Below are 16,513 nucleotides of genomic sequence, written 5' to 3'. Positions count from 1 at the left end.
ACTGTCAGCAACGGCAAGGAGACTTAACTGTGAAAAAAATTTTGGATAACAATTATTTTGATTTAATTATTACAAATCCAATTACTTCAGCCACCAGCGATGATAACATTACCTATCTGAACAACCGGCATTCCTTACTGCATATCCCGGCTGCCGACGTAACTCTTTGTGATATGGTAAAATATCCAGTCCACACCTTTCCCGGAATATTTACGCTCACATCTACGGTCAGCCTTGAACAGTCCGGCGTAGGAACGGTTCAGCGGAATCCTGCCTTAGCCCTGTTTGGAAAGGGCGTAATCATTGTAGTCATTGATACGGGTGTTGAATACCAGCATCCTGCCTTCCGCAACAGTGACGGCTCGACACGTATTCTCTCCATATGGGACCAGACCCAACAGGAAGGAACCCCTCCTGAGACTTTTACCTTTGGTACGGAATACAGCCAGGAGACAATCAATACCGCATTAAATTCTGATGATCCCCTATCTGTTGTACCATCTACAGATACAAACGGGCACGGAACGTCTATTGCAAGCGTTATTGCCGGCACTCCCAACTTACTGGAATCCTTTAGTGGTATAGTCCCTCAATCTGATCTGGTGATCGTAAAGCTTAAGGAAGCAAAAGAAAATCTAAAAAAATTTTATTTTATACCTGATGATGCTTTATGCTTCCAGGAATCGGATCTTATTCTTGGCTTCCGTTATTCCCTTACCATATCAGAAAAGTATAACCGTCCTGTGGTCACCTGCTTCGCCGTAGGAAGCAGCCTGGGAGGTCATGACGGGAGAGGCGCTCTAAGCGGTTACTTAAATGACCTGGCACTGCAGCCCAGTATCGGCATATCCGTCTCTGCCGGTAACGAGGGAAACAGTCAAAGACATTATTTTAATTCTACCCAATTAGAGCCTTATTACAATGATTTTGAATTAAGAATAGGGGAAAAAGATAAAATGTTTGCTATGGAAATCTGGTCAAGTTCCCTTGGACGGCTTTCCATTGATATTTCCTCACCAAACAGGGAATCCACCCAGCAGGTATATCCTTCCCTCGGCGATTGCAGAGTATTTAACTTTGTATTCACCCCTACTACCATTTATGTCAACAATTATCTTTTTGAAGAGGAAACCGGAGACCAGATGATCCTGGTTCGTTTTCAAAACACCACTCCCGGAGTCTGGCGCATCCGGGTCAGAAGCATTGAAAATGAACCTTTGTCCTTTCATGCCTGGCTCCCTTCAAATGGTCTCATATCCAACCAGACCTTTTTTCTTAATTCCTCTCCGGATACCACCATCACTTCACCCGGAAACGGCAGGCGCCAGCTGACTGTGACTGCCTATAATCAGATGAACAACTCAATTCTTGGTGAATCAAGCAGAGGTTATACAAGAGTTGGCCTTATTAAACCGGATATTGCCGCTCCTGGTTATCAGCTTACCTGTGCGGTTCCTGGAAATAGGTATGGCTCTATTACTGGAACAGGGGCTGCTGCAGCCCACGTGGCCGGCATCATTTCCATGGCCTTTGAGTGGGCCATTGTCAAGGAACATTACAAAACAATGAATGGAGTCGATGTCAGCCGCCTGATGATGAGGGGGGCAATGCGCGCAAGCTCATACACCTATCCAAATAACGTATGGGGATACGGCCAGGTGAATGTGAACAATATGTTCATGCAGCTTACCAGTATTTAACCTCATCAAGCAGAATCGGGGATTGAGAATATCCGATTGACTGGAATGGAGAACAATTAGAGTCAAAAAAACAGAATTTCAGTTATATGTCCGGAACATTATATAAAAGGTGCTTTACAACTGTTATATAATTTTCTGGGAGGTGATCATATGAGACACTGGAATAAAAAACTTGAAAAAACCTTGGAGGAAGAATTCAACCGGTTAGAGGCCGCCAGCAGGGATGTAATCCCCCCTTCTGCCCCTCCCGGAGAATTTGAAAACATCATGGCCGAAATGGAACGCAGAGGGATTGAACCCAGGATCAGAAAAGAATTAAGAAATCGGAAATAGGCGGGCTGGGTTTTTGAAAACCCGCCATTTTTGATCTATGCGTCATATGATAAGGGCCCGGGAAAATCCCAGACCCCTTTCCCAATTTAGAAACTATCCTTAACCCCTTCCATCAGGTAGAACCGCCTGATTTAATTGATGCTTTTTTCCTCAAACGTTCCTACCAAAAAAACCTCCAGGCCGCCGGAGAAAACTCGATCCAGCCTAAAGGTTTTGATCTTAAATTGATGTCAGCTGCCTGAACATATTTGCCACATCCAGCTGTCCGTATCCCCATATATTGTTGGGATAAATATTCTCAGGGTCCCGTCTTGCCCCGCGAATTAACAAGCGGTTGACCTGATATCCGGTAACGGAAGTATAGTTTCCCTTATTGTAGGCCCATTCCATACTCATGGCTGCGACCCCAGCCGCATGGGCAGCCGCAGCTCCGGTACCGGTCGCATTTCCATATCGAAAGTCAGGAAGTGCACAGGGAAGCTGGTAGCCTGGAGCACCCAAATCAGGTTTTACAAGCCCCAGTCTGGTATATCCTCTGCTTGATTCACTCAATATATTTCCATTCAGCTGATTATAGGCCGTAACTGTCAGGGGATGTATGGCATCTCCCTGGGCGGTTATGGTTGTATCAGGATTGGAGTTTAAGAAAAAGGTCTCATTTGATATGAGATTACCGGAGGGCAGCCAGGCATGATAGGAAAAACCTTCATTTTCAGTGCTGCCTACCCTGATACTCCAGATTCCGGCAACTACATTTTGAAAACGCACCAGAATCAGCTGATCTCCGGTTTCCTCTTCAAAAATAATATTGTTCACCCAGACAATGCTGTCCAAGGATTGAAATACAATTTTTTTGCAATCTGAAAAGGAAGGATAAATAATCTGTGAGGACTCCCAGGTTGGAGCGGTGATCTCTATAAAAAGCCTGGAAGGCATGTAAGGCCAGATTTCCATGGAAAATCCCTTATCATTGATTCCTACGTTTAACTGGAAGGTATCTATGTAAGGGGCGGTCTGAGTGTTGTTAAAAAAATGTCTTCCGTTATTGCCTTCATTTCCGGCAGCAATGGTCACACCGATTCTTGGAAGCTGTACCAGATAATCCAGATAAGCGGTGGAGGCACCTCGCCCGTCATGCCCTCCCTGACTGCTTCCAAGGGCAATGCATATGACTAGAGGCCGGTTCAGCCTTTGAGCAGTAGTAACCAAATACCGGATTCCAAGGATGATGTCTGATTCCTGATAGCACAAAGCATTATCCGGAACAAAGAACAGTTTCTTTAAATTATCCTTAGCCGTTTTAAGTTTTACTACCAAAAGGTCCGCTTCAGGAACAACACCGCTGAAGTTATAATCATCATTAGGCCTTCCGGCAATAATGCTTGCAATGGCAGTTCCGTGACGTATGGTATCAACTGTGGGAACAATCGCAAGAGGGTTTTCAGAAATTAATGCAAAATTAATCAGTTCTTTGGTATATTCTGCACCGAAAGTAAACCCTCTTGGAGGTGTGCTTCCCACCTGGGTCTGATCCCATATAGACAGGATTCTGGTTGTTCTGTCATTATACTTAAAAGCAGGATGGCGGTAATCAATACCAGTATCCACAATGCCAACAATTACCCCTCTCCCAATCAGGCCAAGGCCAGGAGTCCTCTGAACAGATCCTATACCGGATTTCTCAATGCTGACCGATGACTCCAGGGTATATAGAGCCGGAAAGAAATGATAGGGATTTATCCCAAGATCACAGGGCTCCATCTGATCCTTTGGTATATGCAGTAAGGAATTCATATCATTCAGCGTGGTAATATTATCACCAGTATTATAAGATGGCACCATGGCATTACTTATGATAAGATCATAATACCGATTATCCAGTATTTTTTCCATATTGCGGCCTCCTGCCTGTTTCAAATGAAGCATATGATATATTTTATGCAAAAGAGGTTCCAATATGAGCAGAAGAATCTGCCACAATCCAGGGAATAAAATGGCAATAGTGGAGTAATGTGTGTATTTATATTTTATATTGCAATTTATGATGTATTTACGAAATATAAACGGATAATCCATAAAAATTTACTTATTTCCCTTTACTTAATCGATTATTTGCGCTATAATTTATATAACTCTTCTTTGGAGTGCCGTATTTCCCCAATCCTGCGGTGCTCCATTTTTATTTTAATCTCTCCTTTCACAATTTCTTCACATTTCCAACAAATTCTCAACACATTTCCACCGTATATTAATACCTGTAAACAGGCCAGAGAGACCTTTCATATACATTTTTTCATACTCAGCCGACAGGATCCCCCCTCCTGTCGGCTTCCTCCATATTTTGAAGTGTAAAGCAAGATTACTTTATGAAACCAACGGATTCCTATTCGGCAGCCGTTTTCTCCTGCCCATATTCCGGCAGATGGTGCCAATTGTTTTTTCTATGACCTAACCATTTTCTTCCTGGGAAGAATCCTGTGCAGCGTTACCTTCCGAAGATCCACGGTCTGCTCTCCCGGTCAAAATTTTCTCAAATGATACCTTTTCATTTAGTTCCTGGTCACCATCCGGCTCCGATTCTCAGCCAAGGGTTTTTATGTCAGATTTTCTTCCGAATACTTCTCTAACGAACTTTCCTCTGCAGGGCTTTCTTCTGCAGGACCTTCCTCTGCAGGACCTTCCTCTGCAGGGCCTTCCTCTGTTAGTCTTCCTCTGTTGGGACTTCCTCTGTTGAGTCTTCCTCAGATGGGACTTCCTCTGCTGGGTCTTTTCCTGCTAGGTTTTCCCCTGCTGGGCCTTCCTCTGCTGGTTCTTCTTCTGTTCGATTTTCTTCTTCCGTATTTACTTCCTAATTTATCACCATTAAAATAAGCAGGAAAACCACTAAGCGGTTTTCCTGCCAAAAATCTGTATTAACCCTTGATTCCTGTGGAGGCAATTCCTTCCACCAGATATTTCTGCATGGTCAGGAAAATCAGAAAAATAGGAATCAGGGAAAAAGTTGCCATTGCAAACATCGCGCCCCAGTCTGAGCCGGCTGTTGGGTCGGAAAACATCTTTAATGCATAGCTGACCGGGTATTTCATTGGATCGCTTAAGAAAAGCAGAGCCGTCATAAAATCATCCCATCTCCACATAAAGGAGAAAATGGCGCTAGTCACCAGAGACGGTTTAATAAGAGGAAGGATGATCCTTATGAAAATGGAGTATATGGTACATCCATCCATTCTGGCAGCTTCATCTAAATCAATGGGGATTCCCTTTATAAACTGTACATTTAAGAAAATGAAAAAGCCCTGTCCAAAAAACTGAGGTACAATGATGGGAAGATAGCTTCCCACCCAGCCCATTTTGTTAAAAATGATATACTGGGGAATCATGATGATCTGGAACGGAAGCATCATGGCAAGCAGCATACATGCGAACCAGAAATTTTTAAATTTAAAATCAATACGGGCAAATCCATAGCCTATAACGGCGGAAGAAACGACCGCCCCAACCGTGGATAGGCCTGCAATGATAAAAGAGTTCTTAAAAAATGTGCTGAAACCATATCCGGCAAAGCCCTGCCAACCTACGCGGTAGTTTTCAAGTGAAAATTTATCAGGCAGCAGTTTAGCAGCAGTCCGGAATATTTCATTGGAGTTCTTAAAGGAACTCATCACCATCCACACAAGGGGATATATCATAACACATGCCAGCAAAAAGGTGAACACATGATAAACCACTGTGGTGGCTATTCTTCTTTCTCTATATCCTGTTTTCATATTTTATCACCCTTCTGATTCATAATATACCCATTTCTTCTGTGTCTTGAAAAGTATCAGGGTCAAAAGCCCTACTACAAACACCATGAACCATGCCATTGCACAGCCATAGCCCAGTTTATTATACGTAAAGGAATTCTGGTACATGTATACTGTATAGAACAGGGTGCTGTCCTTTGGTTTTCCCTGAGTAATAATATAGCTTTGGGTAAATGCCATAAAGCCGTTGATCAGCTGGTTAATCAGGTTAAAGAAAATCGTTGGTGTCAGCATTGGAATCGTGATCTTAAAGAAACGCTGAATGCCATTTGCACCATCTACGGTAGCCGCCTCATAAAGACTCACGGGAATCTGTTTTAACCCGGATAAAAATATGAGCATGGAAGAACCAAACTGCCAGACAGCAAGGATAATCAGGGTCCAGATAGCGGTATCCGCTCTACCCAGCCATGCAATGTCGGACGGCAGCCCAAATATACCTAAAATTGCATTTATTACACCGTCACTGGCAAACATCCGCTTCCATAGAATTGCCACAGCCACGCTGGAGCCAATGATGGAAGGAAGATAATAAACAGCCCTGTAAAAACCGGACATTTTAGTGCTTTTTACAAGCAGCATGGCTACAAGCAGAGCCATGAGAAGCCGGAGGGGAACCGAAAACAGAACATAGTACATGGTCACGCCAAATACCTTCCAAAACTTTGGATCCGCTGTAAACATGGCCTTGTAATTTTCCAGACCTATAAAAACCGGTGATTTTAAAATATTGTATCTGGTAAACGAAAACCCTAAAGAAAAAATCATTGGTACGGCCAGAAAGGCAAGAAAGCCTATAATGAAGGGCAGGATAAATACATATCCTGCAACCTTCGGTGTATTCATTACCTGGGAAAATGTTTTTTTTCTTTTGGGGGTCATTTGATTGTTCTTCATCTAATTCCCTCCAGACTATTCTGTCACTATTTCGCTGCTTCTTCCAAAATCTTTTTCGCTTCAGGTACAAAGCTGGCTGCCGCTTCATCAGCGGATGTATCACCATAGCGGATTGCTTCTACTACGCTCTTGGTTAACGCCTCAACTTCACCCTTACCTGCCGGATCTGGAGCATCAATCGGTACCGCAATCTCAGAAACCTTTGCGACATAGTCAAATACTTTCTGTGCTACTGCATCTACCTTTGGTTTAATGGCATCAGCAACCTCAGTATTAACCGGGATTCCTCTTTCAGCCAAAAGGATTTCATTACATTCTACGCTGTTGGTGAACCAGTCAATAAACTTTGCAGCTTCCTCTTTGTTCTTGGAAGTTTCAGCAATGGAGAAGAACTGGCTTGGCTTTAAATACATATTCTGTGTGTCTTTGTTCAGAACCGGATTCATCGTTACTTCTAACTCTCTTCCGGCTGCATTGGAAAGGCTGATAAACTGATTGGAATATGGGAAGTCATTCCATGTGGTCTCATCTACAATCGGTTTTGTTTCAATGTTATCCGGGTTCTTTTCAACAAGAATATCCGGTGCGATGGAGAATTCTGCCTTTTGGAATTTCTCCACATTGGCGAAATGTATCTTCGTAGAATCTTCCTTACCTTCAATTAACTCATCGAATATATGAGAACCATTGGCTCTTGCTGTCATCTGCAGCATATTGATCCAGCCGTCATAAGCTGTCTTTACCCCTGTTTTCTCGTATATGGTTTTGGAAATGTCATATAATTCATCATAGGTCATCTGCTCAGGAATGGTCACTCCTGCCTTTTCTACAATGGCCTTATCATAAACCATCATAGGAGCGTTGCTTCCAAGGCTGAGAGCATAACAGTTTCCATCGATAGAACCACTCTCAATGATGCTTGAAGGAATCTTTGAAGTATCAATAACGCCTGAGGACATGAATTCTGATAAATTAGCCAGCTGTCCGCTCTTCTGGTACTGGTTTAAGTAAGAATAATCCATCTGGATGATATCCGGTAAGTTACCGCCTGCTGCCATTGCAGAAAGCTTATCCCAGTAACCACCCCAGTCAGTAAACTCAACCTTGATATCCACATTTGGATTTTTACTCATGTATAAATCCGCTGCTTTTTTTGTTACGTCATTTCTGGTCTGATTGCCCCACCAGCAAATGTTTAAAGTTACCTTATCTCCTGATTCTGTCTTTGAGCCTTCATCTGCCTTTGCAGTTGACGCCTCTGTTGCAGCAGCCGCTGTCGTCCCTGAATCCACTTTTTCTGTCTTGGAACCACAACCTGCTAAAGATGCCGCTGCAATTAATGCAGCAAGTGATGTTGCCAGTAATCTCTTTCTCACTTGTAAAACCTCCCTTTAAGTTTTTTGTGTTATCCACATTTTATGGCAATTATGCACAATGGTAAAGTTAAAATGTGGCTTTTTATGTTTAAAAAAACGGCTTTATGTAATTTTAGACGGTTTTGCAATTCCTTTTTTTATCTTTTTACTATATAATACGATTACTTGGGAAAGGATATAAGATTATGAAAGGATGTACGTTCTGGTTTAATAACCTGTCTTTATACAAAAAAATACTGACCATTTTTCTGCTTGCCCTGCTGGCAGTTTGTATTACCTTCCTGATCAGCATCAGGATTCTCACCTCCCGCTATAATGAGGAACTGTACCGCACCAATGCCAACTCCTTAAATCATGTGACCACTTATCTGGAATCGGAAATACAGCTGATCCAGAGCATATCATACAGCATGATCGGTGACCCCATCCTTCAGGATAATCTGGTGTTTTTAGCGGAGAAACCTTACAGCAACCGGCGGGCCCAGGCCCGCCAGGAAATTTATCAGCAGCTTTATTCCTATGTTTACCGCAGCAAATATATAAAAACCATTAATATTATCCTGACTGACGGAACGAATATCTGTATGGGAAGCTCTGACGAGATCCTTAAGTTCGACCTAAGGGAGCTTGATAAAACAATCAGCGACTTAAAGGGACAAGCAACCTGGGCTCCTGGCATAGAGCCGGGAAATGATACGGTATGCGCCAGGCAGATATTAAAGCTTAAATACTTAAACTTAAAAAAGCTGGCCGGGCTATACATTACGGTTAACATGGAGCGAATGATTGAGGACGGCTTAAAAAGTGCCGGGAGCCTTGTGGAAAACTCTAATTTCATCCTGATGTCAGGGGATAAGAGGATTTACCCTGCAACTGCCTTTCACGACGCGTACTGCGCGGAAATCATTGCCGACGGCAAACAGCAGGAAAATGCCTATCTCATTTCCACACTGGACAATAAAAAGGAATTTATCATAACCAGTCATGTTCCCTATGTGGGCTGGGATTATATATATTTCAGGGATTATGATCCGCTTTTTTACAGAATTCAACTTATGAGTCTTCAGATCATTATATTTACCGTCTTTATCATATTTATCACCGCAACCTATGTCAACCTGATTTTCCGCCATATCTTCCGCCACCTGGATTATTTGATAGAGAAGATTCAAAAGTTCGGCAGCGGGGAGTCCCTGGCCTGTGATGTGAAATGCTATGATTATGAAAACCGCCAGGACGAAATCGGCCAGCTTCACCGGAGTTTTGATGAAATGACCCACAGCGTAAAGGTCCTGCGGGATGAAAATTATGACAAGCAGCTTCTGCTTAGGGATTCCACTATAAAGATGCTCCAACAGCAGATCAATCCTCACTTTTTATACAATACCCTGGATACGATCAACTGGATGGCGCAGAAATACGGAGCCGAAGATATCTCGGTTATGGTTCGTTCCCTTGGGAATTTATTCCGGGCCTCCATTGCCGGACAAAAAGACATTATCCCCCTTGAAGATGAACTGGACGTGCTGGATAATTACATCCGCATTCAGGAAATTCGTTTTAAGGACAGGCTTCACTTTGAGCTTAAGACCCCGGAGAACATTACCCAAATATTTGTTCCAAAGTTCTGTATTCAGCCCCTGGTTGAAAACGCCTTAAAACACGCCATGGAGGATACGGATGAAATATGCAGGATACAGGTCATCATAGAGGAAATGGAGAACGATTATGAGATCCGGGTATCCAACACCGGTTCCCGGTTTGAATCGGACCTTTTAGAAAAGATCAGGCACAAAGAGATCAAACCCCAAGGCTCCGGTGTGGGCCTGACCAACATTCATTCCCGGTTAAAGCTCCTCTATGGAGATCATTATGGCCTGAAATTTTATAACGAAAGAGACATGGCAGTGGTTATGCTGTCTATTCCTAAGGAAAAGGAGATTTCATATGTTGAGACTGATGATTGTAGATGATGAACTGATTATAAGAGAGGCCCTTTCCCAAATGATCGACTATAAATCCATCGGCTATGAACTCATCGCCACTGCAAAAAATGGAATGGAGGCATACGATATCATCTGTGACGATTATCCGGATGTGGTGATTACGGATATCCGAATGCCTATCTTAAACGGCCTGGACCTTATTGAACGTTCCATAAAATCAGATTCCCATATTACCTTTATTCTTCTTTCCGGGTACAATGATTTTGAATATGCCAAACAGGCCATGAAATACGGGGTTCGCTATTATCTTTTAAAGCCAACCGATAAAAATGAACTGATCGAATCTCTGGTTTCCATAAGGAAGGAACGACTTCAGGAGGAAGAAAGCAGGAAGATGCAGCAGCAGGATTTCTTAAGAAGCCTTCATTTTCCCCTGGAGCAGAGCTTTATTATGGAAGCCCTGGAGCACCAGGATTCCTTTCCGGCCGTATTCCGTAAATACCAGGGCCTTTTATCCCTTCCGAAGAACTGCATTTATGCCTGTATCTGTTCCTTTGTGGAAGAAAGCTATATAAAAAGCTTTATCTGTGACGTTAAAAAGCTTTTAGATGCTTCCAAGGTTCCCCTGCAGTTCTCCATTGTTTATGTAAAAAACACTGCGGTCCTCATATTCCCGGCTTTTACTCTGGCGATACAGGAACGGATCGAAAGTGCCATAACCGAACTTCGGTATCCCGGTCAGTCCGTTACTTTTGTGGCGGAATTCCTTCTCAGGGATTCATCTGAAAAGCTTTTTCAGGAAATCATTCAGAAGATCTCCCGTTTTGAACGGATCCTTCTCTTCAGTGAAGGAGGAGATGTCCACGAAATCAGAAACCATATTGCTTCCCCCTGGATGATCAGCAGGCTTGAGAACTCCATCACCTCTGCCGAGGATGTGGTGCAGGCTAAGGAGCTCCTTGACTCCGTTTTTATGGACTCCATTCCTTTATCTACTGCCAGAAACCTTGCATTAGGATTATTCCTTCAGATAGGGCCGGAACGGGAAAAGCTACCTGTAGACGCTGCCTGTGACTTTTTCCGCCGTCTCTATTCCTGCGATACGGTATCCGGGATCCGGGAACTTCTTCGTGTGGTACTGCGGAAAGACACCGCATGCGGAACTCATAAGACCGGCTCCAACATCGCCCTTTTAAAAGCCTACATCAGAGAACACTTATACTCTGAAAATCTCTCTTTAAAGTGGCTGGCTGAGAATTATCTTTTCGTAAGCATAGGATACTTAAGCAAGCAGTTCGTAAAGGAAGAGGGGATGCGTTTTTCCGATTACTTAAACAAGGAGCGGATGGAGGAAGCCATCCGGCTGATGACCTATTATCAGAATGATAACATAAAGCACATTGCCCGCCAGGTAGGATTCGGCAGCAATCCCCAGTACTTCAGTCAGGTATTCAAGCGGTATACCGGCTACCCGCCGACCGAATATATAGAAAAACTAAAAAGCAAGCATTAAACAAGCATGGAAAAGGAGAAATAGTGATGACAAACGAACAGCTACTTGAAAAAATCCATTTGGTTGTGGAGAAGCTGATGAATCTTGGAGGATATGACTATGACAAAGACAAGAGCGTCAGTAGCACTGATACAAAAAAAGGGCTTATCCAAAGAGATTTTGGCATAGAGGAGTGGGACTGGCCTCAGGGAGTCGGACTGTATGGTTTATATAAACTCCAGGAATTTTACGGAGACACCCGGTATCTCCCATTCTTTAAGAGATGGTACAGCGGCCACCAGAATAAGGGGCTTCCTTCTAAAAACATCAATACCACCGCTCCATTTCTGCCCCTGTCCTTTTTATACGAAGGCCTTGACAATCCGGAGGAATTTTACGATCTGTGCGTTAAGAGGGCAAACTGGCTCATAAGCGACCTTCCGAAAACACCGGACAATGGATTCCAGCATGTGACCAGCGCCATCGGAGACCGGGATGGTGTTAGTTTAAACAACGGGCAGATCTGGGTCGACACTCTGTTCATGTCCGTGCTTTTCTTAAACAGAATGGGATACATATCTGAGAACGCCCTTTTGAAAGACGAAGCTCTTCATCAGTTCCTGGTTCATATCAAATATCTCTTTGATAAACAGACCGGCCTCTTCCACCACGGCTTCAGCTTTGAGCGCATGGATAACTTCGGAGGCATCTTCTGGTGCAGAGGGAACTCCTGGTTTACCTACGGGATTATGGAATATTTAGATACCTGCGGGGACGGTTTAGATAAAGGGGTGAAGGCATTCCTGATTGACACCTTCAAATCTCAGGCCTCCGCCCTTTTACACCTTCAGTCCCCATCAGGACTGTGGAACACGGTTCTAACCGATGATTTAAGCTACGGCGAAGTCTCCGGCTCTGCCGCCATTACCGCCGGGCTTTTAAGAGGTGTGAAAGCAGGAATACTAGACGGCTCCTATAAGGCTGCAGCTGACCGGGCCATTGAAGCCATTTGCGCCAATATATCTGATGATGGAACTGTGTTAAATGTTTCGGCAGGAACCGGAATCGGCATGGATTCCGACCATTATAAGAACATCGCTATCATGCCCATGGCCTATGGACAGGCTCTTGCCCTGACCGCTCTGTGCGAGGCCCTGGAAAAGGAATAACCCTCCGGCAATACTGCCTGGAAAGGAAAGAAGGAACATGGCTGTACTCTTGCCAGTTCCTTCTTTTTATGCCATTTCATAACCCGTTTCTGCTGCCTCTTATGTCACTAGGCCTCTCCCCCTGCCTTTCTGTATTTTAACGGTGTCACATCCGTATGCTTTTTGAATACCCGCTCAAAATAGGTAATACTTTCAAATCCAAGGATTTCTGATATTTCCGTAATAGAATACCCACTTTTTGCCAGAAGTTCTTTCGCCTTTCTCACTCTGGCCAAGTTCCTGTATTCATTTACAGAAAACCCGGTTACCTCCCGGAAGATTCTGCTCAAATAGGATTTGCTGATAAAAAATGTCTCTGCCAGTTCCTCTAAGCTCTCCCCTGTCTCGCAGTGAAGTGTTAAATATTCTGCCACCTCATGCACCTTTCCATGCTTTGCAGTCTGAACCGTGGGAGGCATCTCCTTAAGTACAGTCTTCTTCCTGCTGCGGTAGACCATCAGTAAAATCTGGGAAAGCTTCAATCTTACCATTATCTCATACCGCTCTTTCCGGTGAATCAGTTCCTCTGAAATCCCCAGCAGCAGCCCCTTCATTTCTTCCCATTCCACCTGGGAAAGTCTTGCCACTCCATAATAATCTCCAAAAAGCTTCTCAAGGGAAGAGACCCCTGCCTGCTTAAGCCATGGCTCCAGAATTCTTCCGCTTAGCTGGAGAAGGATCCGGTCATGTCTCCTGCTTCCAGCCTGGCTCGTCTTATGGACCTGTTCCCGGTTTACCAAAACGACATCCCCTGTTTTCACATAATAGGTTTCTTTCTCAATGAAATAATAACGTTCCCCTTCCAGAAGAAAATAGAGTTCGTAGGTATCATGAAAATGCTTCATTGCCATGGAATATTCCTGGTCCCGGACCACCTCATCAATGGTGATTCCCTCCATGCTTTCCGAAAATATGGTTTTTTCCATCCCCGCCTCCAAAATAGTAGCCAAAAGTATGATTTTATTAAAAAAAGCCCCGATTATATAAGATTTCTAATACTATAATCCATTATAATGGTACTAAAATGAACTTGCAACAATAACCAAGAAACCTTTTACAGAATTATTCTTTTATCAGGAGGATACCCTTATGAAATATGCAAACAACAAAGTCAGCGATATTAATATCGCCTATATCGGAGGCGGCTCCAGAGGCTGGGCCTGGACCTTTATGACGGATCTGTCCATGGAAGATTCCTTAAGCGGAACAATCCGTTTATATGACATCGATGAGACAGCCGCAAAAAATAATGAAATCATCGGAAACAAACTGACAAACAGAGAAGATACCACTGGAAAATGGAATTACGTCACCGCCTCCTCCTTAAAGGAAGCTTTAACGGGCTGTGACTTTGCTGTCATCTCCATTCTCCCCGGAACCTTTGATGAGATGGATTCAGACGTCCATCTTCCTGAAAGGCTTGGCATCTACCAGTCCGTAGGTGATACCGCCGGTCCCGGAGGAATGGTCCGTGCTCTCCGCACCATCCCGATGTTTGTGACCATCGCAGAAGCTATAAAAGAATATTCACCAAATGCCTGGATCATCAACTATACAAATCCAATGTCCCTTTGCGTAAAGACTCTTTACCACGTATTCCCTGAGATCAAGGCTTTCGGCTGCTGCCATGAAGTATTCGGCACCCAGAAGGTTTTAAAGGGAATCTGTGAAGAAACCTTTGGCTTTGAAAACGTTGACCGAAGGGACATCAATGTAAATGTTTTGGGAATCAATCATTTCACCTGGTTTGACCAGGCTTCCTACAAGGGAATCGACTTATTCCCTGTTTACCGTAATTATATTGACGCTCACTATGAGGAAGGCTACAACGAACCGGATAAGAACTGGGCTAACAACAGCTTTGAATGCGCTCACAGGGTAAAGTTTGATCTTTTCCGCCGCTATGGCCTGATTGCTGCTGCCGGTGACCGCCATCTTGCAGAATTCATGCCCGGAAGCGATTACTTAAAAGACCCGGAAACCGTAAAGAGCTGGAAATTCGGCCTAACTACCGTTGCCTGGAGAAAAGAGGATTTAAAGAACCGTTTAGCTAAGAGCCACCGTCTTGCTGGGGGAGAAGAGAAAATTGAACGGAAAGCATCCGGAGAAGAAGGAATCCTTCTCATCAAAGCTTTGTGCGGACTTGAAAAAACCGTGAGCAATGTCAATATCCCAAATTCCTTCTTGCAAATTCCTAACCTGCCGGCAGAGGCCGTCGTTGAAACCAACGCTCTGTTCAGCCGGGACAGCATTAAACCGGTGGTAGCTGGCGCCATTCCGGAGAATGTCCTTGAACTGATCGAGCCACATGTTGCCAACCATCAGCGGATTCTTAAAGCCGCTCTCACTCATGACCGCTCCCTGGTATACGAAGCCTTCTTAAACGATCCCCTGGTAAAAGACCGGGCTGGAGAAGAAGAAGTTAAAAAGCTGGCAGACGATATGATCGAAAATACCCTGGCCTATCTGCCGGAGGGCTGGAAATAATACTATAAAAAATAAGGAGCTGCTGCAAAAAGCTAATCAAACATCAGATACTATATCTGATACAGATTGTCTTTTTTGCAGCAGCGCCTTATTCTATTTTGAGCCATTGCCCCAGCCTTTCTGGAGTAATCCTGCGTTTTGCTTAAACAGGCGTTTATTTCTCCAGAAATTTCAGGGTAAAATGTGCCTCCCCCTGCTCATCGATCTCCATAATCATGTAGGATGGCTTTCTCCCTTCCTGTCTGGGATAAGAAAGGCTGCCCGGGTTTAATATCGTGATCCCGTTATGTACCTCATAAAAAGGCCTGTGGGTATGACCGTACATAGCAATATCAATTCCTCTATCCGCAGCTTCCTGCTCCAGGCGCTCAACCCCAAGGGATACATTATAATAATGGCCATGGGTCAGCAAAGCCCGGTACTTCCCTATTACCACTTCCCTCTCCCGGTCCAAATCCGAGAAAAAATCATTGTTGCCAAGAACCATCTGAAGCTCACAGCCTGCGGGAATCCAGCCCGCTATTTTGTCTTCGCTGCCTTCTGAGTCCCCCAGGTGGATCAGCATGTCCAGCGATTCGGTTTCTGCAATGATCTTATGTAAACTCTCATCTTTGCGGTGCGTATCACTGACAATCAGTATTTTCATTATTCTCTCCCTCCTGTAAAAGTTTCTTTAAGCCGGCCTTTCATGGCCTCCAGAGCCTTTCCGCGGTGGCTGATCTTATTCTTCTGTTCCATGGTAAGCTGGGCGCTGGTTACTCCGAATTCCGGTATATAGAGGATGGGATCATAGCCAAAGCCTTCCTTTCCGGCAGGCTGGTCAGCCAAAAGCCCTTCCATGGATTCTTCCGTATGGAGCACCGTTCCATCAGGGAGCACTGCGGCAATATTGCAGACAAAACGGGCGCTTCTATCTCCGCCCTTTGCATGAGCAGCTCTGTCGAGGATATTCTGATTTTTAATCTCATAGGAAGTGTCCTCTCCCATATATCTGGCAGAAAGGATCCCAGGCTCTCCATTTAAGCAGTCCACAACCAGGCCAGAATCATCTGCAAGCACGATTCCTCCGGTTCTTTTCCACACTGCCCTTGCCTTTATCTCCGCGTTTTCCCCAAAAGTAGCTCCATCTTCCACAATATCAAGGCTTGCACCGGCCTCTTTCATGGAGAGGATCTCCATTCCTAAGTCTTTTAGGATCTCCCTGATCTCCCGCATTTTGCCTTCATTTCCTGTAGCAAATACGATCTTTTTATCGTTCATCTATTCCG

13 protein-coding genes are annotated in these 16,513 nt (G+C 44.2%); 6 read left to right on the top strand and 7 right to left on the bottom strand.

All coding sequences use genetic code 11. From position 1 onward, the window contains the following. The first annotated feature begins 29 nt into the window (after positions 1 to 29). Complete coding sequence (locus BMX69_RS23445) at positions 30 to 1,700, top strand: S8 family peptidase (RefSeq protein WP_100043681.1); 1,671 nt, start codon at positions 30 to 32, stop codon at positions 1,698 to 1,700. A gap of 150 nt (positions 1,701 to 1,850) precedes the next feature. Next, positions 1,851 to 2,033 carry a hypothetical protein gene (locus tag BMX69_RS23440; protein WP_054791757.1) on the top strand — a complete coding sequence of 61 codons (183 nt, stop codon included), beginning with the start codon at positions 1,851 to 1,853 and terminating at the stop codon, positions 2,031 to 2,033. Between the two features lie 219 nt (positions 2,034 to 2,252). On the opposite strand, the gene BMX69_RS23435 is transcribed toward BMX69_RS23440, so the two are convergent. The 4 genes from BMX69_RS23435 to BMX69_RS23420 form a co-directional block, all read right to left on the bottom strand. After that, entirely contained in the window at positions 2,253 to 3,926 is a 1,674-nt protein-coding gene (locus BMX69_RS23435) for a S8 family peptidase (protein WP_100043680.1), read from the bottom strand. Between the two features lie 1,019 nt (positions 3,927 to 4,945). Beyond that, entirely contained in the window at positions 4,946 to 5,800 is an 855-nt protein-coding gene (locus tag BMX69_RS23430) for a carbohydrate ABC transporter permease (protein ID WP_100043679.1), read from the bottom strand. A gap of 6 nt (positions 5,801 to 5,806) precedes the next feature. Next, complete coding sequence (locus BMX69_RS23425; RefSeq protein ID WP_085961515.1) at positions 5,807 to 6,736, bottom strand: carbohydrate ABC transporter permease; 930 nt, start codon at positions 6,734 to 6,736, stop codon at positions 5,807 to 5,809. 26 nt (positions 6,737 to 6,762) lie between these two features. Then, a complete protein-coding gene (locus BMX69_RS23420) occupies positions 6,763 to 8,112 on the bottom strand; it encodes an ABC transporter substrate-binding protein (RefSeq protein ID WP_100043678.1) in 1,350 nt (449 codons plus the stop codon). Between the two features lie 185 nt (positions 8,113 to 8,297). On the opposite strand from BMX69_RS23420, the gene BMX69_RS23415 reads away from it, so the two are divergent. Genes BMX69_RS23415 through BMX69_RS23405 form a run of 3 tightly spaced genes read left to right on the top strand, consistent with a single transcriptional unit; the run spans position 8,298 to position 12,719 of the window. Further along, positions 8,298 to 10,085: a sensor histidine kinase gene (locus BMX69_RS23415; RefSeq protein WP_100043677.1), complete on the top strand. Its 1,788-nt coding sequence runs from the start codon at positions 8,298 to 8,300 to the stop codon at positions 10,083 to 10,085. Further along, on the top strand, positions 10,060 to 11,571 hold the full coding sequence (locus BMX69_RS23410; protein ID WP_100043676.1) for a response regulator transcription factor: 1,512 nt from the start codon (positions 10,060 to 10,062) through the stop codon (positions 11,569 to 11,571). The genes BMX69_RS23415 and BMX69_RS23410 overlap by 26 nt, the downstream gene beginning before the upstream one ends. Positions 11,572 to 11,597: 26 nt before the next feature. Then, complete coding sequence (locus BMX69_RS23405; protein WP_054791751.1) at positions 11,598 to 12,719, top strand: glycoside hydrolase family 88/105 protein; 1,122 nt, start codon at positions 11,598 to 11,600, stop codon at positions 12,717 to 12,719. 107 nt (positions 12,720 to 12,826) lie between these two features. On the opposite strand, the gene BMX69_RS23400 is transcribed toward BMX69_RS23405, so the two are convergent. Continuing rightward, the gene (locus BMX69_RS23400; RefSeq protein ID WP_054791750.1) at positions 12,827 to 13,684 is read right to left on the bottom strand and encodes an AraC family transcriptional regulator; all 858 of its coding nucleotides are present in this window, start codon (positions 13,682 to 13,684) and stop codon (positions 12,827 to 12,829) included. Between the two features lie 163 nt (positions 13,685 to 13,847). Here BMX69_RS23400 and BMX69_RS23395 point away from each other — a divergent pair, with 163 nt between their 5' ends. Continuing rightward, complete coding sequence (locus BMX69_RS23395) at positions 13,848 to 15,245, top strand: family 4 glycosyl hydrolase (protein WP_100043675.1); 1,398 nt, start codon at positions 13,848 to 13,850, stop codon at positions 15,243 to 15,245. 154 nt (positions 15,246 to 15,399) lie between these two features. Here the strand turns inward: BMX69_RS23395 and BMX69_RS23390 are convergent, their stop codons facing one another. Continuing rightward, a complete protein-coding gene (locus tag BMX69_RS23390; RefSeq protein WP_054791749.1) occupies positions 15,400 to 15,891 on the bottom strand; it encodes a metallophosphoesterase family protein in 492 nt (163 codons plus the stop codon). After that, a complete protein-coding gene (gene rdgB / locus BMX69_RS23385; protein WP_025231424.1) occupies positions 15,891 to 16,505 on the bottom strand; it encodes an RdgB/HAM1 family non-canonical purine NTP pyrophosphatase in 615 nt (204 codons plus the stop codon). The genes BMX69_RS23390 and rdgB overlap by 1 nt, the downstream gene beginning before the upstream one ends. Positions 16,506 to 16,513: the final 8 nt, after the last annotated feature.

It is taken from the genome of Lacrimispora sphenoides JCM 1415, from assembly GCF_900105615.1.
GTDB lineage: Bacteria > Bacillota > Clostridia > Lachnospirales > Lachnospiraceae > Lacrimispora > Lacrimispora sphenoides.
Note: the sequence above shows the minus strand (reverse complement) of the source record. Positions and strands in the feature narration are given on the sequence as shown.